Raw genomic sequence first — 26,528 nt, 5'->3', positions numbered from 1 at the left:
GTCAGCATGACTCAGCCGCCGGCGAACGTGGTCCCCGTCTGCTACCGGCACCCTGACCGTGAGACGTATGTCCGGTGCACCCGCTGCGACCGGCCGATTTGCCCGAACTGCATGAACGAGGCATCGGTCGGCTTCCAGTGTCCGGAGTGCGTCCGCGAGGGTGCCAGGACGCAGCGCCCGGTCCGGACCGCGTTCGGCGGCGGCCAAGAAGGCGCCCTGGGTGTGGTGACGATCACGCTGATCGTCATCAACGTCCTGGTGTTCATCGCATCGGTGATCAGCTCCGGCACGGCGGACTCGCTGGCCGGCGGCGGGATCGGCGGGCTGTTCGGCGGGAGCACGCCGCTGCACGAGTGGGGCGGCCTGACGACCTACCGCAACATCCCGCTCGAAGACGCCGACCACAACCCGTTCTACCGGATTCTCGACGGCGGGCTGGTCGACGGGCAGTATTACCGGCTCTTCACGTCGATGTTCCTGCACTACGGCCTGTTCCACCTGCTGATGAACATGTGGGCGCTGTGGGTGCTCGGCCGCCCGCTCGAGGCGATGCTGGGCCGGTCCCGTTTCCTCGCCCTGTACCTGGTGGCCGGGCTCGGCGGGAGCGTGGTGACCTACCTGGTCGGCTCCGAGTGGGCGCTGACGGCGGGCGCGTCGGGGGCGATCTTCGGGCTGTTCGCCGCGTTGATCATCGTGCTGCGCAAGATGCGCCGCAGCGTCGCCGGCATCGTGCCGGTCCTGGTCCTCAACCTGGTCATCACGTTCAGCGTGCCGGGCATCTCGATCACCGGGCACCTGGGCGGCCTGCTCTTCGGCGCCATCGCCGCTGCCGCCCTGGCCTACGCGCCCCGGTCCCGCCGCACCCTGGTGCAGGCCGCGGCCCTGGTCGCGGTCGTGGTGGTGCTCGCCGTCGGCACCGTGGTGCACACCGCCAGCCTGACGGAACTTCCCGTCGGGAGCATCGTCAACAGCGACAAACAGGTCGTGCAGGAGAACTAAGCGCGCCAGACGCGGCCCTGCAGCAGGGCCTCGGCGCCGACCCAGACGAAGTTCATCATCCGCGTCGCGGTGTGGTCGGGGTCCTCCTCCTCGTGGTCGGCGAGCCAGTCGGCGAGGGACTCGGCCGCGCCGACGTAGGCGTACGCCATGGCGGTGAAGTCGCCGGGGCGCCCCGGCACCTCGGCGGCGGTGGCGGCGGACTCCAGCAGCCCGGCCACCACCTCGACGATCCTGGCCCGCATGCCGGCCAGCTCGCCGGCGAAGTGCGGCTCGCTGCGGGCCTGCCGGTAGAGCACCCGCCAGCCGTCGCGATGGTCGCCGACGAAGGTGAAGAACGCCCGCAGCCCGTGCCACAGCTGCTCGTCGGGCCTGGCGGTGGGCAGCACGCCGGCCGCCACCGCCTCCATCAGCCGGGTGGCCTCCCGGTGCAGGCACGCGACGAACAGCTCGTCCTTGGTGCCGAGGTAGGCGTAGACCATCGGCTTGGAGATGCCGGCGACCTCCGCGATCTCGTCCATTGACGCGGCGTGGAAGCCACGATGGGAGAAGACGCGCACCGCGGCGTCCAGCATCTGCTGCTCGCGTACCACCCGCGGAAGTCGTTTCAGCACCTTGTCACCTTACCTACTCGTGCGTAAGGTTACGCGTCAGTAGCTTGTTTCCGTGTACACGAAGGGCACACCGACATGGCCGACCTCGACGCCCTGGGCGACTTCAACAACGTCGACCCGAAGCAGTTCGCGCAGCTCGTGAAGGGCGCGTCCGACGCACAGCTCGCCGAGCTCATGGCGGGGCCGCAGCGCAAGGCGATCCTCGACACGATCTTCTCCCGCTTCCCCGAGCTGTTCCGCGCCGACCGCGCCGGCTCGACGAACGCGATCATCCACTGGACGATCACCGGCGCGCCCGACGGCGGCGCCGACACCTATGAGCTGGTCATCGCCGACGGCGCCTGCACGCTCTCGCCGAGCCCCGACCAGGAGCCGAAGCTCGCCATCACCGTCGGCCCGGTCGACTTCCTCAAGGTCGTCTCGGGTGCCGGCAACCCCATGATGATGTTCATGACCGGCAAGCTCAAGGCCAAGGGCGACCTGGGCCTGGCCGCCAACATCGCGAACCTGTTCGACATCCCGAAGGCGTAAAGGACCATGCCCGAGTTCTCGCTCGATCTGAACGAGGAGCAGCGGGACCTCCGCGACTGGGTGCACGGCTTCGCCGCCGACGTCGTGCGCCCGGCCGCCGCGGAGTGGGACGCCCGCGAGGAGACCCCCTGGCCGGTGATCCAGGAGGCGGCGAAGATCGGCCTCTACGGCTTCGAGTTTCTCGCCAACACCTGGGCCGACCCGACCGGGCTGTCGCTGTGCCTGTCCAACGAGGAGCTCTTCTGGGGCGACGCCGGCATCGGCATGGCGATCTTCGGCACCAGCCTGGCCGTTGCCGCGATCTACGCCTCCGGTACGCCCGACCAGATGCTCGAGTGGGTCCCGCAGTGTTTTGGTGACGCCGCCGAGCCGAAGGTCGCCGCGTTCTGCAGCACGGAGCCTGAGGCCGGCTCGGACGTCGCGTCCATGAAGACCCGGGCCCGCTACGACGAGGCAACGGACGAGTGGGTCATCAGCGGCCAGAAGGCGTACGCCACGAACGGCGGCATCGCCAATGTGCACGTGGTGACCGCGAGCATCGAGCCCGAGCTGGGATCCCGTGGGCAGGCGGCGTTCGTCGTGCCACCCGGTACACCCGGGCTGAACGGCAGCAAGAAGCTCAAGAAGCTCGGCCTGCGCGCCTCCCACACCGCCGACGTGTTCCTCGACGACGTGCGGGTGCCGGGCCGGTGCCTGCTCGGCGGCAAGGACGCCCTCGACGCCCGGCTCGCCCGCGCCCGCGAGGGCCGCAAGGCGCAGGGGCAGGCCGCGATGCGCACGTTCGAGCTGTCCCGGCCGGCGGTCGGGGCGCAGGCGCTCGGCGTGGCCCGCGCCGCGTACGAGTACGCGCTGGACTACGCAAAGCACAGGGTGCAGTTCGGCCGGGCTATCATCGAGAACCAAGCGATCGCGTTCGCACTCGCGGACATGCGTATGGAGATCGACGCCGCGCGGCTGCTGGTGTGGCGGGCCGCCTGGATGGGACGCAACAACCGCCCGTTCGAAGCCGGCGAAGGCTCGATGAGCAAGCTCAAGGCCGGCGAGGTCGCCGTCGCGGTGACCGAGAAGGCCGTGCAGATCCTCGGCGGGGCCGGCTTCCTGCGGGAGCATCCCGTCGAGCGCTGGTATCGCGACGCCAAGATCTACACGATCTTCGAGGGCACCAGCGAGATCCAGCGCCTGGTCGTCGCCCGCGCCATATCCGGCACCTACATCCGCTGACTTACGGCGGCGGCCCTCTGCCAGGGGCCGCCGCCGTTTCAAGGGGGAGACATGGACACGCCGTTCATCCTGCGTACGATGGCCAGCCGCAAACTGCTGCACCCCGGCAGCCCCGCCCGGATCGCCCGCCAGCTCAACGCGCTGCGGCGCTGGGGCTTCGGCCTCTACGGCGAGATGCGCTCCACCGCGGCCCGCGACCCCGACCGGATCGCGGTCGTCGACGAGGACCGCCGGATCACCTACGCCGAGCTCGACCTGCGGGTCCGCCGGCTCGCCAACGCCCTGCGGGCCGAGCACGGAGTCCGCGCCGGCGACCGGGTCGGCCTGCTGTGCAACAACTCCGCCGGCATGGTCGAGGCGATGCTCGCCCTGATCGCCCTCGGCGCCCAGGCCGTCCTCGTCAACACCGGCCTGGGCAACACGCAGCTCGAGGCGGTGGCGCACGACCAGTCCCTGACGCTGCTCATGCACGACGACGACCTGCTCGGCATGCTCGCCGCGGTGCCGCCGCACCTGCCCCGGATGGCCCTGTCGAAGACCGCCGGGCTGATCCACCGGGCGCCGTCGGCGGACCTCGAGCCGCCGGCCGACGCCGGGTCGGTGGTCGTGCTGACGTCCGGCACGACCGGCGCGCCCAAGGGTGCCCGCCGGCGCAACCCGGCGGGGCTCGGCCCGCTCGCCTCGGTCGTGTCGCGCATCCCGCTCTATGCCGGCGAGCGGATGTTCGTGGCCGCGCCGCTGTTCCACACGTGGGGGCTGGCCGCGCTGCAGCTGTGCCTGGCGTTGCGGGGCACGATCGTCGTCGCCCACCGCTTCACCCCGCAGTCCACTGTGGACGCGATGCGGGCCACCGGCTGCACGTCGCTGTTCGCGGTGCCGGTGATGCTGCAGCGCCTGCTGGAGGCGCCCGCGCCCATACCGACGCTGCGGGTGGCGGCGACGTCGGGCTCGGCGCTGACCGGTCCGCTCGCGTCGCGGTTCATGGAGGTGTACGGGCCGGTCCTGTACAACCTGTACGGCTCCACCGAGGCCTCCTGGGCGTCGATCGCCACGCCGGAGGAGTTGCGGGCCTCGCCTGGGACCGCGGGCCGCCCGCCGCACGGCACCCGGGTCGCGATCCTGTCCGACAGCGGCACCGAGCTGCCGACCGGCGTCATCGGGCGGATCTTCGTCGGCAACGACATGCTGTTCGAGGGGTACACCAACGGCACCGGCCGCGAGTCGCACGGCGACCTGCTGGGCACCGGCGACCTCGGCCACCTGAACGCCGACGGCCTGCTGTTCGTCGACGGCCGCGAGGACGACATGGTCATCTCCGGCGGCGAGAACGTGTACCCGGCCTCGGTCGAGGACGTGATCGCCGAGCTGCCGCAGGTCCGTGAGGTGGCGGTGGCCGGGGTACCGGACGAGGAGTGGGGGCAGCGGCTGGCGGCGTGGATCGCCCTGCACGACGGCGAGTACGTCGACCCGGACGCGGTGCGGGAGTACGTCCGGCACCGGCTGGCCCGGTTCTCGGTGCCGCGGGACGTGTACTTCGTCGCCGCGCTGCCCCGCAACGCCACCGGCAAGGTCGTGCGCCGCCAGCTGTTCACCGACTGAGGCTTACGGGTACACCGTGAGCGCCGGGGTCATGACCAGCTCGATGAGTTGCTGCTCGGTGAGCGGGGTCGGCTGACCGGCGATCTTCGCGCGGGTCAGCGTCAGCAGCATCGTGCCGTCGGGCCGCACCGCCCAGACGTCGATGCCGTAGCCACCCGCGACGTCGTTGCGGATCAACAGCTCGGCGCCGTCGACGGTCGCGGGCCGGCACTTCGCCTCCGGCATTGTGCACTGCTGTTCCGCGAAGGCGCGGAACTGCGCCGAGGTCTGCTCGGCGGCCTCGATGCGCACCGACATCACCCCGCCCGGGAGGTTGAACCCGGCGGTGTATCCGAGCAGCAGAGCTCCCTCCTTCTCCACCCGCGCGGGCAGTGGGCTGCCGTCCCGGGCGTTGGTGACCGTGACGCCGGGTGCGAGGCGCTGCAGCACCGCGGTGATCTCGTCGCTGAGCCGGGCGATCGCCGCGCCGCAGGACTCGGTGACCGGCACCAGCGGGTGCGGCCCGCCGGGTGTCTTGCCGCTGCCGGGTGTCTTGCCGCCGCCGGGCGGCACGGTGACCGTCGGCGCCGGCGTGATGCACACGGCCGGTGACCTGGTCGCCGTGGCCACCGTCGATGGCGGGGCCAGGCCGGGGCTCTGACCGGACGGCTTCTGCGACAGGTACTGCGGCAGCGCGACCACCCCGACCGCCAGCGCCGCGGCGACCGCGGCCCCGGTGACCGCATACAGGCTGCGGGTGCGGCGGCGCTCGCCGGTGATCAGCCGGTCGACGTCGATGCTCGTGGGCGGTGGGCTCTCGGTGGCGGCGAGCATGGCCTGGGTCAGATCCACAGCGGGTCTCCCTCCTCGATGCCGGCCCGCAGCGTCTCCAACGCCCGCGCGGACTGGCTCTTCACGGTGCCCTCGCTGCAGCCGAGCGCCTGCGCGGTCTCCTCGACGGACAGGTCGCAGAAGTACCGCAGGACCAGCACGGCCCGGCGGCGCGGGGGCAGCCCGGCGAGGAGGGAGAGCACGTCGAGCCGCCGGTCGGCGTCGGCAGCGGCGGCGGTCCGGTCCGGCAGCCGGTCGGTGGACGACTCGCGCCGCCACGGCCGCCGCCGCTCGTCCAGCCAGGCGGACATGAGCATGCGTCGCACGTACGCATCGCGATGCTCCATCACCGCCGCGCGCTTCCAGTGCCGTAGCAGCTTGACCAGCACCGTCGACGTCAGGTCGTCGGCCAGGTGCCAGTCGCCGCACAGCAGGTAGGCGGTGCGACGCAGGCGGTCCAGGTTGCCCGCGACGTAGTCGCGGTAGGCCTGCTCGGTCGACATCCGTGCTCCCTCCCCGTTCGGGTTCACCGGGAGAACGGAGGCCGGGCCACCTGGGGTTGCCTACGGGATGGTGACGGTGCCCTTTTCCGCGGCGAGGGCGATGTCGGTGCGGTGCTGCGCGCCGTCGAACGTGATGCCGTCGACGATGCGGTACGCGGCGGCGCGGGCCTCGGCCAGGGTGTCGCCGATGGCGGTGCAGGTCAGCACCCGGCCGCCGCTGGTGACCAGGGCCCCGTCCGCGCGGCGGGCGGTGCCGGCGTGGATGACGCCGGGGACGCCGTCGGCGCCGGTGATGACGTCGCCCTTGCGGGCCGACTCCGGATAGCCGGCGCTGGCCATGACCACGCACACCGCCGAGCCCGGCCGCCACGCCAGCGGCGGGTCCTCGGCGAGCCGGCCGACGGCCGCGGCGTGCAGGACACCGGCGAGCGGCGTCTCGAGCCGGGCGAGCACGACCTGGGTCTCCGGGTCGCCGAAGCGGCAGTTGTACTCGATGACCTTCGGGCCCTCTGCGGTCAGCGCGAGGCCGACATACAGCACTCCGGCGAACGGGGTGCCGCGGTGGCGCATCTCGGCGAGGGTCGGCTGGACCACGCTCGCCATGACCTCCTCGACCAGCCCGTCCGGCGCCCAGGCGAGCGGCGAATACGCGCCCATGCCGCCGGTGTTGGGGCCGGCGTCGCCGTCGCCGATGCGCTTGAAGTCCTGGGCCGGCTGCAGCGGCACGGCGGCCGTGCCGTCGGTGACGACGAACAGGGAGACCTCCGGACCGGCGAGGTACTCCTCGACGACGACCCGCTCGCAGGCGGCACCGTGCGCGAGGGCTTCGTCGCGGCTGTCGGTCACGACGACGCCCTTACCGGCGGCGAGGCCGTCGTCCTTCACCACGTAGGGCGCGCCGAACGCGTCGAGCGCGGCCGCCACCTCCGCCGCGGAGGTGCAGACGAACGAGCGGGCGGTGGGCACGCCGGCCGCCCGCATCACGTCCTTCGCGAACGCCTTCGAGCCCTCCAGCTGCGCCGCCGCCTTCGACGGGCCGAAGCAGGCGATGCCTTTCGCGCGGACCGCGTCGGCGACCCCCGCCACCAGCGGCGCCTCCGGGCCGACCACGACGAGGTCGACGGCGCGCTCCACGGCGAGCGCCGCCACCGCGCCCGGGTCGAGCACGTCGACCTCGGCGTTCGCCGCGATCGCGGCCGTGCCCGGGTTGCCCGGGGCACAGATCAGGTCGGTCACGGCGGGGTCGGCGGCCAGGGCCGCGGCGATCGCGTGTTCACGACCACCGGAGCCGAGCAGGAGTACGCGCACGCGACAGATTAAATCAGGCTGTGCCGCACCACGTTCTCGTCCCGGCCTGGGCCCACCCCGACGATCGACACGCGAGTGCCCGCGAGCTCCTCGATCCGCTCGACGTAACGCTGCGCGTTGGCCGGCAGGTCGGAGAACACGCGCGCCTTGGAGATGTCCTCCCACCAGCCGGGGAGCTCCTCGTAGATCGGGGTCGCGTGGTGGAACTCGGTCTGCGTCATCGGCATCTCATCGGTGCGCTTGCCGTCCACGTCATACGCCACGCAGATCGGCACCGTCTCCAGCCCGGACAGCACGTCGAGCTTGGTCACGACCAGGTCGGTGATGCCGTTGAGCCGGGTCGCGTACTTGGCGACGACCGCGTCATACCAGCCGGTGCGCCGCTCGCGCCCGGTCGTTGTGCCGTATTCCCGGCCGACCTTGCGCAGGTGCACGCCGAAGTCGTCGAACAGCTCGGTCGGGAACGGCCCGGAGCCGACGCGCGTGGTGTAGGCCTTGGTCACGCCGATCACCTGCGTGATCGCGGTCGGCGGCACGCCCGCGCCGACGCAGGCGCCGCCCGCGGTCGGGTTGGACGACGTCACGAACGGATACGTGCCGTGGTCCATGTCGAGCATCGTCGCCTGGGCGCCCTCGAGCAGGACCGTGCGGCCCTCCTCCAGGCCCTTCCACAGCACCTGCCGGGTGTCGGTGATGTAGGGCCGCAGCCGCTCCGCGTAGGTGAGGTACTCCTCGACCGTCGCGTCGACGTCGATCTCCTTGCGGTTGTACACCTTGAAGAGGACCTGGTTGCGCTCGCGCAGCACGATCTCGAGCTTCTTGCGCAGGATGCCCGGGTCGAGCAGGTCCTGGACCCGGATGCCCATGCGGGCGACCTTGTCGCCATAGGCGGGGCCGATGCCGCGACCGGTGGTGCCGATCCGCGACGAGCCGAGGTAGCGCTCGACGACCCGGTCCAGGGCCCGGTGGTGCGGCATGATGAGGTGTGCGTCACCCGATATCATCAGGCGGGACACGTCGACGCCGCGCTCGGCCAGACCGTCGATCTCGATGAGCAAAATCTTCGGGTCGATCACGACCCCGTTGCCGATGACGATCGCGGCGTTGGGCCACAAGGCCCCCGACGGCATCAGGTGCAGGGCGAATTTCTGTCCGTCCGGCGTCACCACGGTGTGACCCGCGTTGTTGCCGCCGGAATAGCGCACGACGTAGTCGACGTCGCCGCCAATCATGTCGGTAACCTTGCCCTTGCCCTCGTCGCCCCACTGAGCGCCGATGAGCACGATCGCTGGCATCGTCTGTTGCCCTCTCCAAAGGGTCGGGCGCCCCAGCGGGTCGCCCGGGGTGCCAGGCTAACAACCGCGTGAAAGGCAGGTTGACAACGGTGGTCGACGTGGTGGTGCTCGCGCTCGGCGAAGGCACGTCCTGTGCCTGCGAAAACGGCGCGTGCGGCACGCGTACCCCTATTCTGGCCTGTCGCGACGCGCTGCGCACCGCAAGCGTCCAGGTCGAGACGGTTGTCGCACACACGGACGCGGAGATCGACGCCGCGCTCAAGGCCCTGCCGGACGTACGGCTGGTCGTGGCCACCGCCGCCGACGGGCAGCTCCGGGCGGTCATGCGCCGCCTGGTCAGGATGTATGCGCCGGCGCCCAGCAAGCGGGCGCTCTCCGCGGAGGCGATCCCGGACGACCGGACCCTGCCGGACCTGCCGCCGATCGGCGTGCTGCCGCTGGGCCCCGACTCGACCGACCTCGTCACCCGGCTCGGCCTGCCCCGCACCCCGGCCGACGTCGCCGCGGCCGTCCTGGGCGGCAACGTCCGCCGCCTCGACCTGCTCCGCAACGACGCCGGCTCGGTCACCCTCGACGGCGTCCTGGTCGGCGGGGTCGACGCGAGCGGCTCGGCCAGCACCTACCTGGCCCGGGTCGAGGTCGACGACACCGTCCTCGCCGACGGCACCGAGCCGGTGCTCATGTCGGTGGTCGCCAACGCCTCGCGGTATGCGACGGTCGACGGCCTCCCGCTCATCCTGTCCCCGGACATGAGCGACGGCATCCTCGACGTGGCGGTCGCGGTGCCCCGGGCCTCCCGGTCGCTCTTCCGCCGCCCCCGCGTCGAGATCGAGGTCCGCCGCGCCCACGGCCGCGCGGTCGCGATCACCCCCCGCACCGACGTCCCATTCGTCGACGACGGCGCCGAAGGCACCCTCACCAGGAAACGCTCCTGGTGGATGGAGCGCTCCGCCTGGGCCGTCTACGTGCCCTGATGTCGGCGCCTTCGCATACGGTGCCGACTCGCATACGGTGGGAGAGCGCGGGAGGGGAACAGCTGTGAACGACGCACTCTGGCCGCCCGACGAGATCATCTCGGGCCGGCGCACCGATCGACCCGTCACCGCGGGCCCGGTGCAGCCCGGCGATGACGGTGCCGACGACGTACTGCACGACGACGACACGCACGACGCCGCCGAGCCGGACAGTGCCGCCCGATCGACGGGAGGCGGTCTGCCGGACGGCTCGCCGGCGGTCGAGCAGGTCGGCTCGCCGTGGTCGCAGCCGCCGGGGCGGGTGGGTCTCGCCAGGCCCGGGCTGCCGTCCGGGCAGCACGGCGACGGTGACGTCGGGCCGCCCGGGCCGTGGCTCGTGCCGCCGCCGGCGCAGGACGACGAGTTCGGCGGGGCGGTCCAGCACGGCCAGCCGGTCCCGCACGTGCCGGTGTCCGGTGCTCCGGTCCGGTCGCTGTCGTCCGGTCCTGCGGCGGTGCCGCTCTCCGGCTCCACCGCCATCCCGGTCGCCGGCGGTGCCATTCCCGTCTCCGGCACCGGTCCGATCCCGGTCTCCGGCGCGGGCCCGATCCCCGTCTCGGGCGCCGGCCCGGTTTCCGGTGCAGGTCCGGTCTCGGGCGCGGGTCCGGCCTCCGGGGCAGGTCCGGTTCCGGTCTCGGGTGCCGGCCCGATCCCTGGCTCCGGTGCGGGTCGTGACGCGGTCTCCATGCCCGGCGCGAGCCCGATTCCCGGGGCGGGTCGTGACGCGGTCTCCATGCCCGGCGCGAGCCCGATTCCCGGGGCGAGTCGTGACGCGGTCTCCATGCCCGGCGCGAGCGCCCTGCCGACGAACGGTGTGCCCGTGCCGCGTCCGCCGGTCATGCACCCGCCGCAACCGGTGCCGCCCACGCTGCCAGCACCACCCGGACACGCAGCGCCACCCGCATACCCGGCGCCGCCCGCACACGCCGCGCCACCTGGGCACCCCGCGCCACCTGTGCCTCCCGCGCACGCCGCGCCGCCCACCTACCCGGCACCGCCCACACACGCCGCGCCACCTGCGCACCCCGCGCCACCCACGTATCCGACGTCGCCCGCACACCCCACGGCACCGGGCGCGCCGCCCGCTTACCCGGTGCCGCCCACCTACGCCGGCGCCCGGCCCCAACACCCGGCACCGCCGCCCGCGCACCCGGCATCGCCGGTGGCGCCGCCCGCATACCCGCCGGGGCCTGCGCACGCCGCGCCGCCCGCATATCCGGCACCACCGGCGGGGCCGCACGTCGGGCCGGTGCAGATGTCGTCGGAGGCGCCGGCCGTACACGCCGCGCCGCCCGCAACCGCGATGCCGCCCGCCGACGCCGGGCCACCGGTCCGGCACCGGCCGCCGACCGAGGCGCCGCCGGCGACGAACTGGTCGGACGGGAGCACGCCGACCGCGGAGGAGTTCTCCCGGCGCCGGCAGACCCGGCCCGTCGACCCGGTTGCCGCCCGCGGCGTGCGTGGAGTGGTGTCCAAAGGGACGCTCGGCATGCTGTCGCTCGGGCCGGGGCGGCGTGAGCTGGAGTTCCGGCACGACGTCGACCTCGTGCGGCGCAACTTCGGCGGGCTGCGCCAGGTGACCGTGGTCAACCCGAAGGGTGGCGCCGGCAAGACCGTCGCGGTGCTGCTACTGGCGATGACGTTCGGGCAGAAGCGCGGCGGATACGTGCTGGCCTGGGACAACAACGAGACCCAGGGCACCCTCGGCATGCGGGCGCAGCAGGACTTCCACACCCGCACGGTGCGTGACCTGCTGCGCGACCTGGAGCATTTCCAGGGTGCGCAGGGCCGGGTCGGCGACCTGTCGCAGTACGTGCGGGCGCAGGGCGAAGGCATGTTCGACGTGCTCGCCAGCGACGAGTCGGCCACGGCCGGCGAGATGCTCACGGCGCACTCGTTCGGCGAGATCCGGGACGTGGTCAGCCGGTTCTACAAGCTGATCGTGGTGGACACCGGCAACAACGTGCGCGCGGAGAACTGGCAGGCCGCGATCGACGCCACGGACCAGCTGGTGGTGACGATGTCGGCCCGCAACGACTCGGCCGAGACCGCGTCGAGGATGCTGGACCACCTGGAGCAGCACGGCCGGCAGCGGCTGGTCCGGCAGGCGGTGACCGTCGTGTCGATGCCGCCGAGCCGGCGCCATCTCGACGTGCCGGCCATCACGCGGCACTTCGCGGCGCGCACGAGGACGGTGCTGCTGGCGCCGTACGAACGCTTCATCGACTCAGGAGAGCCGATCCGCTACGCGGGGTTGACGTCCGCGAGCCGCGACGCCTGGTTGAAGGTCGCCGCGGCCATCTCGGAAGGGTTGTAGCTACCGCAGCGCGGCGGTCGCGGCCGGGTCGCTGTCGTTGAGGAACTGGGCGCAGCGCTCCGCCTCTTCCTGCTCCCCGATCACCTCGGCGGCCAGGCCGAGCGCGTTGAGCGCGCGCAGGAAGCCCCGGTTGGGCTCGTGCGACCACGGGACGGGCCCGGCGCCGCGCCAGCCGCTGCGGCGCAGCTGGTCGAGGCCGCGGTGGTAGCCGGTGCGGGCGTAGGCATAGGCGGTCACCGGCTCGCCGTCGGCGAGGGCGAGCTCGGCGAGCTCGGCCCAGGCGGCGCTGAACGTCGGGTGGGCCGCGGCGACCTCCTTGACGTCCTTGTCGGAACCGGCGGCGGCGGCGAGCTTCGCGGCGGCCTCAGGCTCGGCGGGAAGCAGCGTCGGTGTTGGCTGTGGCAGCAGGTTCTGCATGCAGCCATTCAACCAGGTTGGCTGAACGGTGGAGGGTACGTCCCGCGACCGGGGGGTGTGCCCGGTTCGGGCAGGTACTAGAAAGGGAAGTCCGGAGCCTCCCCAGGACCCGGTTACGCGATGGTCCGATCTTCACGGTCGGGCCATCGCCCTTTGTGGGGACTGGCAAGATGACCTCGTGCCCACACCGCCCCCGCCAGACGTGGTAGCGCTGCACGATCACTCGCCGGACGAGATCGAGTCGCCGGAGGAGCTGCTGTTCCACCTGCGCACCGGCTCGCTGGCGACCAAGATCGTGCAGGGTCTCGACCTGTCCACCATTGACCTGTCCGCCGTTGACGTGCAGGACACCCTGTTCATCGGGTGTCACTTCGCGGCCCTGGACGCGGTCGTCGACCTGCTGCTGCGCCGGGCGGTGGTGGTCCCAGAGTTCGCCGGCGTGCCGTATCCGACGCACCCGTCGCAGCTGTACGTGCCGGACGACCTCTCCGCCGGGTTCGACTCCGACGGGTTCGCCGGCATGTTCGACACGCTGGTCTACGAGCACTTCCGGTCCACCGGCGGGGCCACGCCGGAGATCCGGGAGGCGATCGCGCAGCGGATGCACGACTCCGGAATCGACAACGCCCTGGCCAACGTCACGGCCGGCTGGATCGGCGCCCGCGGCCCGGCCGCCGCGATCGGGATCATGGGCGGCCACGCCGTGCATCGCGGCGCGGCGGACTTCCGCGCCGCCGCCGAGCTGGCGTGGCGGCTGGCCCGCGCCGACCGGCTGGTCGTGACCGGCGGCGGCCCGGGCGTGATGGAGGCGGCCAACCTGGGCGCGTTCCTCGCCGACCGGCCGCTGGACGTCCTCACTGACGCGATCGACCGGCTGTCGGTGGCGCCCGACTTCCACGACCACGATCCGTTCACGAGGGCGGCGCTGGACGTGCGGGTCGCGTTCGCCCAGCCGGTGCCGCCCACGCCCGACTCCGTCGAGCCCGCGGATCAGGTCTCGGTCGACCCGGTGACCTGGGCGCGGCGCGGTGGCCTGGCGATCCCGACGTGGCTGTACGGGCACGAGCCGGCCAACCTGTTCGCCGCGAAGATCGCGAAGTACTTCTCCAACGCCATCCGGGAGGACACGATCCTGCGGCTGTCCCGCGGCGGCATCGTCTTCGCCCCGGGCATGGCCGGCACGGTCCAGGAGGTCTTCCAGGCCGCCACGAAGACGTTCTACGCCACCGACGGCGGGAGCGGCCCGTTCGTGTTCCTCGGCGTCCAGCACTGGACCGAGCGCCTGCCGATCCGCGGCCTGCTGGAGCCGCTGCTGGCCGCGTCGCCGGTCGGTGACCTGCGGGAGCTGCTGCACATCACGGACGACGTCGCCGAGGCCGCGGAGCTCCTGACCGCCTGAGCCCATGCGAAAGGCCCGGCCCAAACCCGGGCCGGGCCTTTCGACGAAGTGCTACTTGGACAGCGTGGTGCCGGTCGAGCGCAGGTGCTCGCAGGCCTCGACGACGCGGGCCGCCAGGCCGGCCTCGCCGGCCTTGCCCCAGGCGCGCGGGTCGTAGGCCTTCTTGTTGCCGACCTCGCCGTCGACCTTCAGCACACCGTCGTAGTTGGTGAACATGTGCGCCGCGACGGGGCGGGTGAACGCGTACTGCGTGTCGGTGTCGATGTTCATCTTGACGACGCCGTAGTCGAGGGCCTCGCGGATCTCCTCGAGCAGCGAGCCGGAGCCGCCGTGGAAGACGAGCGACAGCGGCTTGTCCTTGCCGTACTTGGCGCCGACCGCGTCCTGGATCATCTTGAGGATCTCGGGGCGGAGCTTCACGTTGCCCGGCTTGTAGACACCGTGGACGTTGCCGAAGGTGAGAGCGGCCATGTAGCGGCCCTTCTCGCCGAGGCCGAGCGCCTCGACCATGGCCAGGCCGTCCTCCACGGTGGTGTAGAGCTTCTCGTCGATCGCGCCGACGACGCCGTCCTCTTCGCCGCCGACGACGCCGACCTCGATCTCCAGCACGACCTTGGCCGCGGCGGTGAGGGCCAGCAGCTCCTCGGCGATCTGCAGGTTCTCACCCAGCGGCACGGCCGATCCGTCCCACATGTGGGACTGGAACAGCGGCTCCTCGCCCTTGGCGACGCGCTCCGCGGAGATGGCGAGCAGCGGCCGGACGAACTTCTCGAGGTTGTTCTTCGGGCAGTGGTCGGTGTGCAGGGCGACGTTGACCGAGTACTTCTTCGCGACCTCGCGGGCGAACGCGGCGAAGGCGACCGAGCCGGTGACCATGTCCTTGACGGTGGGGCCGGAGAGATACTCGGCGCCGCCGGTGGAGACCTGGATGATGCCGTCGCTCTCCGCATCGGCGAAGCCGCGCAGCGCCGCGTTCAGCGTCTGCGACGACGACACGTTGATCGCCGGGTAGGCGAACGCGCCGGCCTTGGCGCGATCGAGCATCTCGGCGTAGACATCGGGAGAGGCGATGGGCATGACGGCGCTCCTTGGCTGTTTGGATCGTGCGGTGTTGGGAGCCGAGCTTGCGCGGCTCGTCGAGGACCGCGCTGTCCTGCCACGGAGTATCCCGCAGCACTCAGAGCCTATGAACGGCGGGAGGGTGGAGCGGGGGTGAATTGCCCGGCTCGGCCGCGTTATTGCTGATTCGGTCGTACGGTTGGAGAACCGGAGCGAAGCGGAGGACGCATGACCCAGCCTGATGAGGATCTGCTGACATTCGACGACCGGCTCGACCCCGACGTGCGCGATCCGGAAGCGTCCCCCGCCGATGCTGCCGAGCAGGCGCTCCCGGCCGATCCACAGGACCGCGGGCCGGTGATCAACCGCGCGCACCCGTGGGACGCGAACGAGTACGACGCCGTCGAGCAGGACCGCGAGGTCGCGATGGACGACGAATACCGCTGAGCCTCAGCCGACGTACTGCGGATGCGCCAGGGCCCAGGCGGGCACGGTGCCGTTCCGCAGCGCGGTCAGCAGGCCGTCACCATCGGGGAGGACCGTGCGGTCCTGCCCCATCGGCAGTTTCAGGCCGGGCACCGCGGCCGTGTCGAACCCGGCCAGCATGCCGGCCAGCATCGGCAGCGACACGTCACCGAGGTGCAGGTCGAGGGCGCTGCCGGCGACGGGCATCGCCTTGGCGAGCTTCACCGGGTCGCCGAGCTGCCGGGCGAGGGCGGCGAGCAACTGCCGCACGTGCGCGTCCCGGTCGTCGCCACCCTGCGCGAGCGACTGGCGCTGCCGGACGTAGTCCAGGGCCTGCCAGCCGGCGAAGTGCCGGCAGCCGGGCTCGTAGATGACGGGCTGCATCCCGGACCGCAGCGGCACCACGTGGCCGGTGGACGGGTCGTAGCCGAGGTGGATGGAGATGGTCTGCTGCTCGACGCACAGCTCGACGCCGCCGACGGCCTCCGTGATCCGCTGCATGGCGGTGAAGTCGATGACCGCGCCACCGTCGATCTGGACGCCGAGGAGGTTGCCCACGAGGCGGGAGGTCAGCTCGTACCCGCCGAAGACGAACGCCGTCCCGACCTGCTGGGTGCCGAAGTTGGGCACCTCGAGGAGCAGGTCACGGGGGATCGACAGCTGGAAGACGGTGCGGGTGTCGGCGTCGACGTGCAGCAGCAGGATCGCGTCGGCGCGCACGGTCTCACCCGGCGACTCCGGCCGCCGGTCGGTGCCGAGCAGCAGGAAGTTGCCGACGTCGGGGCTGCCCACCCCCAGCAGCGACTCGGTGTGCACCGGCGGCATGGGCCGGTCCGGCAGTGCCAGCGGCAGCGAGCCGGCCAGGGCCAGGACGAGCGCGGTCACGCCGGAGAGCATCCAGCGGCGGCGGGTCCGGCGCTTGCGGACACCGGCGGCGATCGCCGGTCGCAGGGCCGCGGCGACCGGCACGTCCTGCTCGTGCCGGGCGAATGCCGCGGTCAGCGCCGCGGTCAGCGCCGAAACGGCGGGTGGGTCGCTCATCGGGCGTCGCCGCCGATCAGCTCCGGGACGACCTCGGCGCGCAGCGTCGCGAGGGCCCTGGAGATCAGCGAGCGGACCGTGCCGATCGCGCAGTCGAGCACCTCGGCGATCTCGACGTCGCTGAGGCTTTCGTAGTACCGCAGGACCAGCGCGGCCCGCTGGCGCCGGGGAAGCCGGCCGAGCCAGAGCCACATCTGGTCGCGGTCCGCGGACGCCTCGGCGTGGTCGGCGACCGGCGGCAGGCCGAACGGCGCCCCGTGCGGTTCGGTGAGTTCGGCCCGCAGGACCACGCGGCGCAGCCATGATCCGCGGTGCAGGTCGATGTAGGCGTTCGTGAGCATGCGCTTGACGTAGTGCTCGGGCGCGCTGGCGGCGGCGATCCGGCGCCACTTCACCTGCGCCCGGATCATCGTCTCCTGGACGAGATCCTGCGCGGTGTGCTGGTCACCGGTGAGCATGACCGCGTAACGCAGCAGCGCCTGCAGCCGCGCCTCGACGAACTCCTCGAACGTCAACCCGACCCCCTCCCCATGACCCTAATGACGGGTCAAGGGGAGGGATGTGTTGCGATGCCTCAGGGAATCAACGGTGGGTGGTTGGGATCCAACAGTCCGCGGTCACGCAGGGCCTCGTACAGCGGCGTGGTCTGCGGATAGTGACCCCAGTGATGGTCTCCGTCGGTGCCGTTGTCGGCGCCGTGCCCGCCGCCGATGTTGCCGATGCCGCCGAGCAGCTGCTGCTGGACCGGGTTCAGCCCGGACCACCAGGGGCGGGCCGGCAGGTCGGCGACGTCGTCGCGGATCGCGATCCAGCGATACGTGTAGCCCAGGAACACGCACTTGCGCGTGATGTCGGAGAGGTTGTCCGACCGCGCGTGCCAGATCCGCCGGTCGAAGAACACGACGTCACCGGCGTCGACGGTGACCTGCCGCGCGCCGTCGGGCGTGGGCCACGGCACGTCGCGGGTCGGCGGGCCGGGCAGCCAGTTGGTGCGGTGGCTGCCGGGGACCAGGGTCAGGTTGCCCCGGCCGGGCTCCGAGACGTCGGACAGCCAGTAGGCGAGCTTCACCGACAGCCGCGGCCGCGGGTCGGTCTCCAGCTCGCGGTTCTGCCGGCCGCCGTCCTGGTGCCAGTGCCACCAGTCGGGCTTCGGCGCGGCCAGCGGAGGGTGCACGTCGAGGTGCGAGTGATAGATGTGCACGTTCCACCCGAGCATCGACCACACCAGTGGGAACGTCGCCGGGTGGTCGATCAGGTCGACCAGATCCGGATACCTCGACACCGGGCTGAGCAGGTGCAGTGAGCCGTCCGCGGCGCGTGGGTGCTGCTGGTGCGCGGTGTCGAGCACCGACGCGTAGTGGCGCACCTCGTCCGGGCCGAGCACGCCCTTGAGCACCAGGTAGCCGTCCGCGTCGAACTGTTCGCGCTGCTCGCGGGTCATCGGCGCCCAGGTCGCGGTGCCGTTGTCCGGCGCTGCCGCAATCGCTGACATCCCCGTCTCCAGTTCCGGCGCCGTCCGCAGGCGCCCTCACCGGTCCAGACGTGAGGGGTCTCCACGACCGTGGTCGCCCGTTCGTGCACCAGTTTCTGGACATTCCGCGTGCAACGGATGAACCCACCACGGACGTCTATTCAGAAAGTCGGAACGCCGGGTAACCGACGACGCTGTCCTTCGGCCCGCCCGTGTCCGCGGACGTGGCGAGCGCGAGCCGATCGACCCGTAGCGCCTGCTGCCGGGCCCACGTGAGCAGCCCGCGCAGCGCGTGCCGGCCGCAGGCGTCGCCGTCGCCGATCCGCTCCGGGGCCAGGTCGCCGATGGCCGCCGCGGTCGCGGCGTCGCGCCGGTGCGCCTCGTCCTCGCTCAGGTAGTGCGACAGGTCAGTGCTGCAGATCACCACCGTGCCGGGCCCGGCGACGGCAGACAGCAGCGCGGCGGTCGCGGCCGGATCGCCGGGCCCCACCAGCACGGGCAGCATTTTCGGCAGGTGTACCCGGAGCAGAAAGGGCACCTGCACCTCGATCGAGTGCTCAGGGGCGTGCGGCTCGTCGGCGGCGACGGCGAGGCCGCGGTCGACGAGCAGCCGGGCGCCTTCCAGGTCGATGTCGATCGGGCCGAGCGGGCTCGCCCAGGCGGTGTCGGTCGGCACGGCGGCACCCCGCAACGCCACCCGGTGCGCTGGTCCGAGCACCACGGCGCGCTCGAACGGCCCGGTGTGGTCGCGCAGCTCGCGGTAGACCCGGGCGGCGGTGGGGCCGGACCAGCGGTAGCCCGCGTGCGGCACGACGTAGGCCGCGGCGTCCAGCGGCTCAGTTGCCGGCTCGGTGGCCGGCGCCGCGGCGAGCATCGTGTCGACCGTCGCCGCGAGCTCGGCCGGGTCGGCCGGGTAGAAGGTGCCGGCGACCGCGGTGGGTCTGGTCGTCACTTGAGGACTACTGGCAGCCGCCGCCGGCCCCAGTCGCCGGCCGGGCCGTCGAACACCCCGGGCAGCTGATGTCCACAGCGGACGCACCGGCCGTCGTCGGTCAGGCGGTAGGCGCGCAGGTCGTACCAGTCGCGGACGACGACCGGCTCGGCGCACCCGGGGCAGCGCGTGGTCTGGCCTTCGGGGTCATGCACGTTGCCGGTGTAGACGAAGCGGAGGCCGGCGTCCAGGGCGATCCGGCGGGCCCGGGACAGCGTCTCCGGCGGCGTGTGCGGGATGTCGCGCATCTTGAAGTCGGGGTGGAACGCGGAGAAGTGCAACGGGACGTCGGTGCCGAGGTGCTCCAGCAGCCAGTCGCACTGGCGGTGCAGCTCGTCGTCGCTGTCGTTCTGGCCCGGGATGAGCAGCGTCGTGATCTCCAGCCACACGTCGGTGCCGCGCAGGTAGTCCAATGTGGACAGCACCGCGTCGAGGCGGGCGAACGTGACCTTCTCGTAGAACTTCTCGCTGAACGCCTTCAGGTCGATGTTGGCGGCGTCGATGTGCCGGTAGAACTCCTCGCGCGGCGCGGGGTTCATGTAGCCGGCGGACACCGCGACCGTCTTGACCCCGGCCTCGCGGCAGGCGTCGGCGACGTCCATCGCGTACTCCATGAAGATGACCGGGTCGTTGTAGGTGAACGCGACCGACCGGCACCCGAGACTCACCGCCGTTTCGGCGAGCTGCGACGGGCTGGCCGACGCGGCGAGGGTGTCGACCTCGCGGCTCTTGGAGATGTCCCAGTTCTGGCAGAAGCGGCAGCCGAGGTTGCAGCCGGCGGTGCCGAAGGACAGCACCGGCGAGCCGGGCAGGAAGTGGTTGAGCGGCTTCTTCTCGACCGGGTCGACGCAGAACCCGGACGAGCGGCCATACGTGGTGAGCACGATCTCGTCGCCGGCGCGCTCCCGGACGAAGCAGAACCCGCGCTGCCCCTCGTGCAGCCGGCACGCTCTGGGGCAGACGTCACACTGCACCCGGCCGTCAGCCAACCGGTGCCAGTGCACGGTCGGCACCGTCGCCATGGTCTCGACTGTACGCCCAGCAAAACCGCCTGACCCAGCAATAATCCGGGCGCGACGATGGTGGGGTGCTGCTCACCATCACCACCACCCACCGCCCCGCGACCGACCTCGGCTACCTGCTCGTGAAGCATCCCGACAGGCTGCAGTCGTTCGAGGTCAGCGGCGGCACGGCGCATGTCTTCTACCCCGAGGCGACCGAGGAGCGGTGCACCGCGGCGCTCCTGCTGGAAGCGGATCCGGCGGCGGCCCGGCCCTCGAAGCAGCCCGAGACGTTCACGCTGCGGCAGCACGTCAACGACCGGCCCTACGCCGCGTCGAGCCTGCTGGCGGCGGCCATGGGCCGGGTGCTGCGCACCGCGTTGCGCGGCGACTCCCGCGACCGGCCGGAGCTCGCCGCCGGACCGATCCCCCTCGAGCTGCGGATCCCGGCGCTGCGCTGCAAGGGCGACGCGGCGGCGTTCTTCGGACCGCTCGGCTGGACCGTCGAGGCGACCCCGATCCCGCTGGACACGGCGTACCCGCAGTGGGGCGCCAGCCGGTACGTCGACCTCACGCTGCGCGGGACGCTGCGGCTCGCGGACGCGCTCAACCACGTCTACGTCCTGCTGCCGGTCCTCGACGACGCGAAGCACTACTGGGTGTCCTCCGACGAGGTGGAGAAGCTGCTGCGGGCCGGGACCGGGTGGCTGGCGGAGCATCCGGCGAAGGCGGTCATCGCCCGGCGGTACCTCGCGCACCGCAGGTCGCTGACCGACGAGGCCCTGTCCCGGCTGTCGGACCCCGACACCGACGCCGACGTCGACGCCGAGGCCGCTGCCCGGCCCGAGTCGCTCGCCGCCCTGCGCCGCGCCGCGGTCGTGCGGCAGCTGATCGAGGCCGGCGCGCACCGCGTGCTGGACCTCGGCTGCGGCCCCGGCGCGCTGCTCGGCGAGCTGATCCGGGACCGGCGCTTCACCGAGATCGTCGGCGCGGACGTCTCGACCGTGTCGCTGGACATGGCGGCCCGCCGGCTGCGGCTGGACCGGCTCCCCGAGCGGCAGCAGGCGCGGATCAAGCTGCTGCAGACCGCGCTGACCTACCGCGACGACCGGCTGCGCGGCTACGACGCGGCGGTCCTCATGGAGGTCATCGAGCACGTCGACCCGCCGCGGCTGCCCGCGCTCGCGGCGAGCGTGTTCGGCCACGCGGCGCCGGCGACGGTCGTCGTGACCACCCCCAACGTCGAGTACAACGTCCGGTATCCCGGCCTGGACCACGGCCACCTGCGCCATCACGACCATCGCTTCGAGTGGGACCGGGCGCAGTTCGGCGCGTGGTGCGACGAGGTCGCGGCGCGGCACGGCTACACCGTGACGCGGCACGGCATCGGCGAGGAAGACCCATCAGTCGGCGCATCCACCCAGATGGCGGTGTTCAAGAAGTGACCACGGTGACGATTCCCGAACTGTGCCTGGTGGCGCTGGTCGGCATCTCGGGTTCCGGCAAGTCGACGTTCGCGCGGCGGCAGTTCACCCCGACGCAGGTGCTGTCCTCCGACGCGTTCCGGGCGCTGGTCGCCGACGACGAGAACGACCAGTCGGCGTCGGCGGAGGCGTTCGACGCGCTGCACTACATCGCCGGCAAGCGGCTGCGGGCGGGCCGGCTCACCGTGGTCGACGCGACCAACGTGCAGGCGCACGCGCGCAAGGCCCTGGTCGACCTGGCCCGCGCGCACGACGTGCTGCCCGTCGCGATCGTCCTGGACGTGCCGGAGAGCGAGTGCTGGGCGCGGACCCAGCTGCGCCCCGACCGTGACTTCGGCCGGCCGGTGCTGTCGCGGCAGCACCGCGACCTGCGCCGCTCGCTCCGGTCGCTCGGCCGGGAGGGCTTCCGCCAGGTGCACGTCCTGCACGACGTGGCCGAGGTCGAGGCGGCGGTCGTGGCGTACCAGAAGCTCTACAACGACAAGAAGGACCTGACCGGACCGTTCGACGTCATCGGCGACGTGCACGGCTGCCGCGAGGAGCTGGAGCTGCTGCTCGACCGGCTCGGCTACGTCGTGGACCGCGACGCTACGCAACGGGCCGTCGACGCGCATCACCCGGACGGGCGCACGGCGGTGTTCGTCGGTGACCTCGTCGACCGCGGGCCGGACTCCCCCGGCGTGCTGCGCTTGGTGATGGGCATGGTCGCGGCCGGGCACGCGCTGTGCGTCTCGGGCAACCACGAGGCGAAGCTGCTGCGCAAGCTGCGCGGCGGCACGGTTCGGGTGGCGCACGGCCTGCAGGAGACCCTCGACCAGCTCGACGCCGCCGACCCTTCGCTGGTCGAGGCGGTGCCCGCCTTCCTGGACGGGCTGATCAGCCACTACGTGCTCGACGGCGGACGGCTGGTGGTCGCGCACGCCGGGCTCAAGGAGGCCTACCACGGGCGGGCGTCGGGCCGGGTGCGGTCCTTCGCGCTCTACGGCGACACGACCGGCGAGACCGACGAGTACGGGCTGCCGGTGCGTTACCCGTGGGCGGAGGAGTACAAGGGCGCGGCCACGGTCGTCTACGGGCACACGCCCGTCCCCTCGGCCGAGTGGGTCAACAACACGATCTGCGTCGACACCGGCGTCGTGTTCGGCGGGGCGCTGACCGCGCTGCGGTATCCGTCCCGGGAGCTGGTCTCAGTGCCGGCCATCCGCACCTATTACGAGCCGGTGCGGCCGCTGGTCGTACCGGCTCCGGCGGAACGTGGACTCGATCTCGCTGACGTCGTCGGTCGGCGGACCCTGGTCACCCCCGCCGGGCGGGTGACGGTCGCGGCCGAGAACGCCGCGGCGGCCCTCGAGGTCATGAGCCGCTTCGCGGTCGACCCCCGCTGGCTGGTCTGGCTGCCGCCCACGATGGCGCCAGCGTCGACGTCGAAGGTCGAGGGATACCTGGAGCACCCGGTGGAGGCGCTGGCCGACTACGCGGCGGCGGGCGTGCCGCGGGTGGTGTGCGAGGAGAAGCACATGGGCTCGCGGGCGGTCCTGGTCGTGTGCCGGACCCCGGCGGCCGGGGAGCGGCGCTTCGGCATCGCGGCCGGCGGGACGATCTACACGCGGACGGGCCGGCCGTTCTTCGGCTCGGCTTCCGTGGAAACGGCGATCCTGGACCGGGTCCGGGCGGCCGTGGACGCCGCCGGGCTGTGGGATGAGCTCGGCACCGACTGGCTGCTGCTGGACGCCGAGGTGCTGCCGTGGTCGGCCAAGGCGGAGCCGTTGATCCGGGAGCAGTACGCGAGCGTCGCGGCGGCGGCCGGGGCGGCGCTGCCGGTCGCGCACGCCGCGCTGGCGGCGGCGGCCGCCCGCGGCGTCGACGTGGCCGCGCTGACGGACAGGTTCGCCGCCCGGGTCTCGTCGATCGCGGCGTTCACGGACGTGTACCGGCGGTACTGCTGGCCGACCGACGGCCTCGAGGGGCTCCGGCTGGCGCCGTTCCACGTGCTGGCCGGGGAGGGCGGTTCGTATCTGCGCCAGGATCACGAATGGCACCTGGCGCTGGTGGACCGGCTGGCTTTGCTGGATCCCTCGCTGTTCGCCACAACCCGGCGGCTGGTGGTCGACCCGGCGGCCGGCGCGGACGTCGCGGCGGCGACCGAGTGGTGGCTGGAGCTCACCGGCGCCGGCGGGGAGGGCATGGTGCTCAAGCCCGCGGTCGACGCCGGTCCACGGGTCCAGCCGGCGCTGAAGTGCCGCGGCCGGGAGTACCTGCGGATCATCTACGGCCCGGACTACCTCTCCCGGCTGGACCCGCTGCGGGGCCGCGGGCTGCAGCGCAAGCGCAACCTCGCGCTGCGGGAGCACGGTCTGGGGCTCGCCGCGCTGGACCTGCTCGCCGCCGGCGGCTCCGGGCGAGCCGTGCATCAGCTGGTGTTTGCCGTGCTCGCCTGTGAAAGCGAGCCGGTCGATCCCCGTTTGTAGCCGGGCTCACGTACCCTGGTTCGCCATGGAAGAAAAGACTCGCGCCGTCGGCGAGCTGCTCGCCTTCAACCCGCTCGACGCGAAGGGCCTGCTGAACACGTTCGGTGTGATCGGCGTCTGGATCATCATGTTCGTGGAGACGGGCCTGCTCGTGGGCTTCTTCTTCCCAGGAGACTCCCTGCTGTTCCTGGCCGGTGTCGGAGCGTCATCCGTCGCGCAGGAGTTGCTCGGCACGAAGCTGAGCCTGACCCAGCTGCTCATCGGTGCGCCGATCTGCGCGATCGCCGGTGCGCAGCTGGGTCATTTTCTTGGCGCCAGGTATGGCCGCAGGATGTTCGACCGGCCGAACTCGAAGCTGTTCAAGAAGGAGTACGTCGAGAAGGCCGAGTACTACTTCGTGAAGTTCGGCCCGGCCAAGGCCGTGGTGCTCGCCCGGTTCATCCCGATTGTGCGCACCTTCCTCAACCCGGTCGCCGGCACCATCGGCATGCCGGCGCGGCAGTTCTTCCTGTGGAACGTGGTCGGTGGCGTCCTCTGGACCGACGGCATCCTGCTTGCCGGTTGGGGCCTCGCGAAGCAGATCAGCGACCTGATCCCGCCGGAGAAGATCGACACCTACCTGCTGCCGGCGGTCCTGCTGATCGTGCTGATCTCGGCGATGCCGATCTTCATCGAGATCTTCCGCGGCTGGCGCGAGCGTCGCCGCAACAAGGGCCTGCCCGCCGTGCCGGTCGAGGACGGCCGCACCGGCGCCCACCGCGCCGCCGACTGACCCCGTTCGACGTCGGACCCGGCCGCCGCTGGCGGTCGGGTCCTTTTTTGCCGGTCAGTTGGTTCTGATCAGGGCCTGCAGGAAGATGTTGCCGATCTGCTCGGGGTCGGTGACCACGAAGGACCGGCCGCCGGTGGCGGCGGCGATCTCCGCCAGCTCCTGCTGCCGCGCGTCCGGCCCGACCCCCAGCAGCACGACGCGCACCGGCCGGGTCGGGTCCGTCGCCCGTTCCAGCTCCAGTTTCAGCGTCTCCAGGCTCATGCCAGGCTTCGAGTTGGCGCCGTCGGTGAAGACGACGACGGTGTTCGAGCGGCCCTCCTTGTAGCCGTCCTTCAGCGCCTTGTACGCGGAGAGCACCGTCTCGTACAGGCCGGAGACGTCGGTCCCGACGGTCTTCGCCCCGGCGACCGCCGTCGTCAGCCTGGCCCGCTGGCCCTGGTTGAGCGGGTTGAGGGGGACGACCTCCTGGTAGTCCTTGCCGCCGGGCAGGCCGGACGCGTAGGCCCACAGGCCCAGCTCGCTGTCGTCGGTGAAGAGGCCGAGCCCGTCGGTGGCGGTCTTGCGCAGCACCTGCAGGCGCGACGGCGAGCCGCCGCCGGCCATCGCCCGGTTCATCGACGAGGTGACGTCGACCAGCGTCAGGACCCGGGACGGGGCGGTCGTGGCGTTCCAGTACCCCAGGATGTCGTTGATCTTCTGCGGCTCGGTGAGGGGCTTGACCGTGACCGGGGCGGTGGCGGCACCACGGCCGGCGGGGAACCCGGCGCTGGTCGAGCCGTCGGCGCCACGGAAGCCGAGCTTGGCGAAGAGGTCCCGGTTGCCGGCGTCGGCGAGGGCGGTGCGGAACAGACCCGCCGCTTCCAGGTTGGCCCTGGGTTTGCCGCTGACCATGGCGTACGGGTAATCGAGCGTGACCGTCGGATCGACCGGCAGTGCGGTGAGCGACACGGCCGGCCCGGTGGCGTTGTAGGCGATGACCGCCTGCTCGCTCATCGGCGCGACCTGGGCGGGGCCGGTGCTCTTGTTCAGCCCGGCCTGGTCCGCCGCGACGGCGATCGACCGGTAGGCCTTGACCACGTCGACGAGCTTCTTGGGTTCGGTGACGATCGAGTCATAGAGCAGGCCGGCGCCGGCGAGACCGGCGGTGCTGCGGCGGGGGTCGACGACGGCGAGCTGGACCTGCTTGGCGGCGACCTTGGTGAGCAGCGCCGCGACCTGCGGCGCACCGGCGGTGCCGGCGGTGTTGAGGGCGCCGGCGAGCTGGTCGGGCACGGCCAGGGTGACCGGGCTGGCGGCGACGGACGTGGCGTCGGGTTCGAAGGCCTCGCGGCTGACCGCCTGCATCCGCACGATCCACGCGGTCGAGTCGGGGATCCACACGGTCGGCACGTCGGCGTCGGCGGGTGAGGGCAGGGCGGTGGCGGCCACGTTGATCGCGCCGCCGGCCCGGGCCGCGAGCTGGTTGGCGACGTCCGCCGGCTCGGCGGCGCGCACCTGCACCTGCACGCAGTCGCCGCTGACCCGCGGCTTGGTGGCGCTCCAGCGGACGGCGGCGTCGCGGACGGCGGGCGCGATGTCGGGCGCGGCCGCCACGACGAGCCTGACGCCGTTGCTGCAGTTGCCGTCGCCACCGGCCATGGCGCGGACGGCGACGACGGTGCCGCCGATCAGCCCCAGCACTCCGACGATCGCCAACGGTGCCCGCAACGAGCGTCCCCGACGTTGCTCCACGTGCTCACCCTGCCCTTCGTCC

24 protein-coding genes are annotated in these 26,528 nt (G+C 72.1%); 11 read left to right on the top strand and 13 right to left on the bottom strand.

From position 1 onward, the window contains the following. The first annotated feature begins 6 nt into the window (after nt 1-6). On the top strand, nt 7-999 hold the full coding sequence (locus tag AB0K00_RS02900; protein WP_363514222.1) for a rhomboid family intramembrane serine protease: 993 nt from the start codon (nt 7-9) through the stop codon (nt 997-999). Here AB0K00_RS02900 and AB0K00_RS02895 read toward each other — a convergent pair. Continuing rightward, nucleotides 996-1,571 (bottom strand): TetR/AcrR family transcriptional regulator, encoded by a 576-nt coding sequence (locus AB0K00_RS02895; RefSeq protein WP_363515040.1) that lies wholly within the window; start codon nt 1,569-1,571, stop codon nt 996-998. The two genes, AB0K00_RS02900 and AB0K00_RS02895, sit on opposite strands and share 4 nt — an antisense overlap. Nucleotides 1,572-1,685: 114 nt before the next feature. Here AB0K00_RS02895 and AB0K00_RS02890 point away from each other — a divergent pair, with 114 nt between their 5' ends. Genes AB0K00_RS02890 through AB0K00_RS02880 form a run of 3 tightly spaced genes read left to right on the top strand, consistent with a single transcriptional unit; the run spans nt 1,686 to nt 4,961 of the window. Continuing rightward, nucleotides 1,686-2,141, top strand: a complete 456-nt coding sequence (locus AB0K00_RS02890; protein WP_363514219.1) for an SCP2 sterol-binding domain-containing protein — start codon at nt 1,686-1,688, stop codon at nt 2,139-2,141. 6 nt (nt 2,142-2,147) lie between these two features. Further along, nucleotides 2,148-3,362, top strand: a complete 1,215-nt coding sequence (locus AB0K00_RS02885; protein WP_363514216.1) for an acyl-CoA dehydrogenase family protein — start codon at nt 2,148-2,150, stop codon at nt 3,360-3,362. A 51-nt stretch (nt 3,363-3,413) separates the two neighbouring features. After that, nucleotides 3,414-4,961: an AMP-binding protein gene (locus AB0K00_RS02880; RefSeq protein ID WP_363514213.1), complete on the top strand. Its 1,548-nt coding sequence runs from the start codon at nt 3,414-3,416 to the stop codon at nt 4,959-4,961. A 3-nt stretch (nt 4,962-4,964) separates the two neighbouring features. Here AB0K00_RS02880 and AB0K00_RS02875 read toward each other — a convergent pair whose 3' ends face one another. From AB0K00_RS02875 to AB0K00_RS02860, 4 genes are read right to left on the bottom strand one after another with little or no spacing between them, the layout of a single operon-like run. Further along, a complete protein-coding gene (locus AB0K00_RS02875) occupies nt 4,965-5,792 on the bottom strand; it encodes a hypothetical protein (RefSeq protein WP_363514211.1) in 828 nt (275 codons plus the stop codon). Continuing rightward, entirely contained in the window at nt 5,783-6,274 is a 492-nt protein-coding gene (locus AB0K00_RS02870) for a SigE family RNA polymerase sigma factor (RefSeq protein ID WP_363514208.1), read from the bottom strand. The genes AB0K00_RS02875 and AB0K00_RS02870 overlap by 10 nt, the downstream gene beginning before the upstream one ends. Nucleotides 6,275-6,334: 60 nt before the next feature. Then, nucleotides 6,335-7,582 (bottom strand): phosphoribosylamine--glycine ligase, encoded by a 1,248-nt coding sequence (purD, locus tag AB0K00_RS02865; protein WP_363514206.1) that lies wholly within the window; start codon nt 7,580-7,582, stop codon nt 6,335-6,337. An 8-nt stretch (nt 7,583-7,590) separates the two neighbouring features. Then, entirely contained in the window at nt 7,591-8,877 is a 1,287-nt protein-coding gene (locus tag AB0K00_RS02860; RefSeq protein WP_363514203.1) for an adenylosuccinate synthase, read from the bottom strand. 89 nt (nt 8,878-8,966) lie between these two features. Here AB0K00_RS02860 and AB0K00_RS02855 point away from each other — a divergent pair, with 89 nt between their 5' ends. After that, the gene (locus AB0K00_RS02855) at nt 8,967-9,851 is read left to right on the top strand and encodes a diacylglycerol kinase family protein (RefSeq protein ID WP_363514200.1); all 885 of its coding nucleotides are present in this window, start codon (nt 8,967-8,969) and stop codon (nt 9,849-9,851) included. Between the two features lie 64 nt (nt 9,852-9,915). Further along, complete coding sequence (locus AB0K00_RS02850) at nt 9,916-12,207, top strand: chromosome partitioning protein (RefSeq protein WP_363514197.1); 2,292 nt, start codon at nt 9,916-9,918, stop codon at nt 12,205-12,207. On the opposite strand, the gene AB0K00_RS02845 is transcribed toward AB0K00_RS02850, so the two are convergent. Further along, nucleotides 12,208-12,624 carry a DUF3151 domain-containing protein gene (locus AB0K00_RS02845; RefSeq protein ID WP_363514194.1) on the bottom strand — a complete coding sequence of 139 codons (417 nt, stop codon included), beginning with the start codon at nt 12,622-12,624 and terminating at the stop codon, nt 12,208-12,210. It lies immediately after the preceding gene. A 178-nt stretch (nt 12,625-12,802) separates the two neighbouring features. Here AB0K00_RS02845 and AB0K00_RS02840 point away from each other — a divergent pair, with 178 nt between their 5' ends. Further along, nucleotides 12,803-14,023, top strand: coding sequence for a hypothetical protein (locus AB0K00_RS02840; RefSeq protein ID WP_363514191.1), 1,221 nt, complete (start codon nt 12,803-12,805; stop codon nt 14,021-14,023). Nucleotides 14,024-14,074: 51 nt separating this feature from the next. On the opposite strand, the gene fbaA is transcribed toward AB0K00_RS02840, so the two are convergent. Then, nucleotides 14,075-15,100: a class II fructose-bisphosphate aldolase gene (gene fbaA, locus AB0K00_RS02835; RefSeq protein WP_363514188.1), complete on the bottom strand. Its 1,026-nt coding sequence runs from the start codon at nt 15,098-15,100 to the stop codon at nt 14,075-14,077. A gap of 210 nt (nt 15,101-15,310) precedes the next feature. Between fbaA and AB0K00_RS02830 the strand changes: the two genes are divergently transcribed. Continuing rightward, complete coding sequence (locus AB0K00_RS02830; protein ID WP_363514185.1) at nt 15,311-15,529, top strand: hypothetical protein; 219 nt, start codon at nt 15,311-15,313, stop codon at nt 15,527-15,529. Between the two features lie 3 nt (nt 15,530-15,532). On the opposite strand, the gene AB0K00_RS02825 is transcribed toward AB0K00_RS02830, so the two are convergent. The 5 genes from AB0K00_RS02825 to amrS all read right to left on the bottom strand — a co-directional run bounded on the left by AB0K00_RS02825 (nt 15,533) and on the right by amrS (nt 20,072). Next, the gene (locus tag AB0K00_RS02825) at nt 15,533-16,588 is read right to left on the bottom strand and encodes an LCP family protein (protein ID WP_363514182.1); all 1,056 of its coding nucleotides are present in this window, start codon (nt 16,586-16,588) and stop codon (nt 15,533-15,535) included. Then, nucleotides 16,585-17,103: a SigE family RNA polymerase sigma factor gene (locus AB0K00_RS02820; RefSeq protein WP_363514179.1), complete on the bottom strand. Its 519-nt coding sequence runs from the start codon at nt 17,101-17,103 to the stop codon at nt 16,585-16,587. Before AB0K00_RS02820 ends, AB0K00_RS02825 begins: the two co-directional genes overlap by 4 nt. Nucleotides 17,104-17,162: 59 nt before the next feature. Then, the gene (locus tag AB0K00_RS02815) at nt 17,163-18,080 is read right to left on the bottom strand and encodes a phytanoyl-CoA dioxygenase family protein (RefSeq protein WP_363514176.1); all 918 of its coding nucleotides are present in this window, start codon (nt 18,078-18,080) and stop codon (nt 17,163-17,165) included. A 136-nt stretch (nt 18,081-18,216) separates the two neighbouring features. Further along, nucleotides 18,217-19,011 carry an AmmeMemoRadiSam system protein B gene (gene amrB, locus AB0K00_RS02810; protein WP_363514173.1) on the bottom strand — a complete coding sequence of 265 codons (795 nt, stop codon included), beginning with the start codon at nt 19,009-19,011 and terminating at the stop codon, nt 18,217-18,219. Continuing rightward, nucleotides 19,008-20,072 (bottom strand): AmmeMemoRadiSam system radical SAM enzyme, encoded by a 1,065-nt coding sequence (gene amrS / locus AB0K00_RS02805; RefSeq protein WP_363514170.1) that lies wholly within the window; start codon nt 20,070-20,072, stop codon nt 19,008-19,010. Before amrS ends, amrB begins: the two co-directional genes overlap by 4 nt. A gap of 65 nt (nt 20,073-20,137) precedes the next feature. On the opposite strand from amrS, the gene AB0K00_RS02800 reads away from it, so the two are divergent. From AB0K00_RS02800 to AB0K00_RS02790, 3 genes are read left to right on the top strand one after another with little or no spacing between them, the layout of a single operon-like run. Beyond that, nucleotides 20,138-21,496, top strand: a complete 1,359-nt coding sequence (locus AB0K00_RS02800) for a 3' terminal RNA ribose 2'-O-methyltransferase Hen1 (RefSeq protein ID WP_363514167.1) — start codon at nt 20,138-20,140, stop codon at nt 21,494-21,496. Then, the gene (locus AB0K00_RS02795) at nt 21,493-24,003 is read left to right on the top strand and encodes a polynucleotide kinase-phosphatase (protein WP_363514165.1); all 2,511 of its coding nucleotides are present in this window, start codon (nt 21,493-21,495) and stop codon (nt 24,001-24,003) included. Before AB0K00_RS02800 ends, AB0K00_RS02795 begins: the two co-directional genes overlap by 4 nt. A gap of 25 nt (nt 24,004-24,028) precedes the next feature. Next, entirely contained in the window at nt 24,029-24,775 is a 747-nt protein-coding gene (locus tag AB0K00_RS02790; RefSeq protein WP_363514162.1) for a VTT domain-containing protein, read from the top strand. A gap of 54 nt (nt 24,776-24,829) precedes the next feature. Here AB0K00_RS02790 and AB0K00_RS02785 read toward each other — a convergent pair whose 3' ends face one another. Next, nucleotides 24,830-26,506 (bottom strand): VWA domain-containing protein, encoded by a 1,677-nt coding sequence (locus AB0K00_RS02785; protein ID WP_363514159.1) that lies wholly within the window; start codon nt 26,504-26,506, stop codon nt 24,830-24,832. Between the last annotated feature and the right edge of the window lie 22 nt (nt 26,507-26,528).

This window comes from Dactylosporangium sp. NPDC049525 (genome assembly GCF_040676755.1).
Taxonomy (GTDB): domain Bacteria; phylum Actinomycetota; class Actinomycetes; order Mycobacteriales; family Micromonosporaceae; genus Dactylosporangium.
Note: the sequence above shows the minus strand (reverse complement) of the source record. Positions and strands in the feature narration are given on the sequence as shown.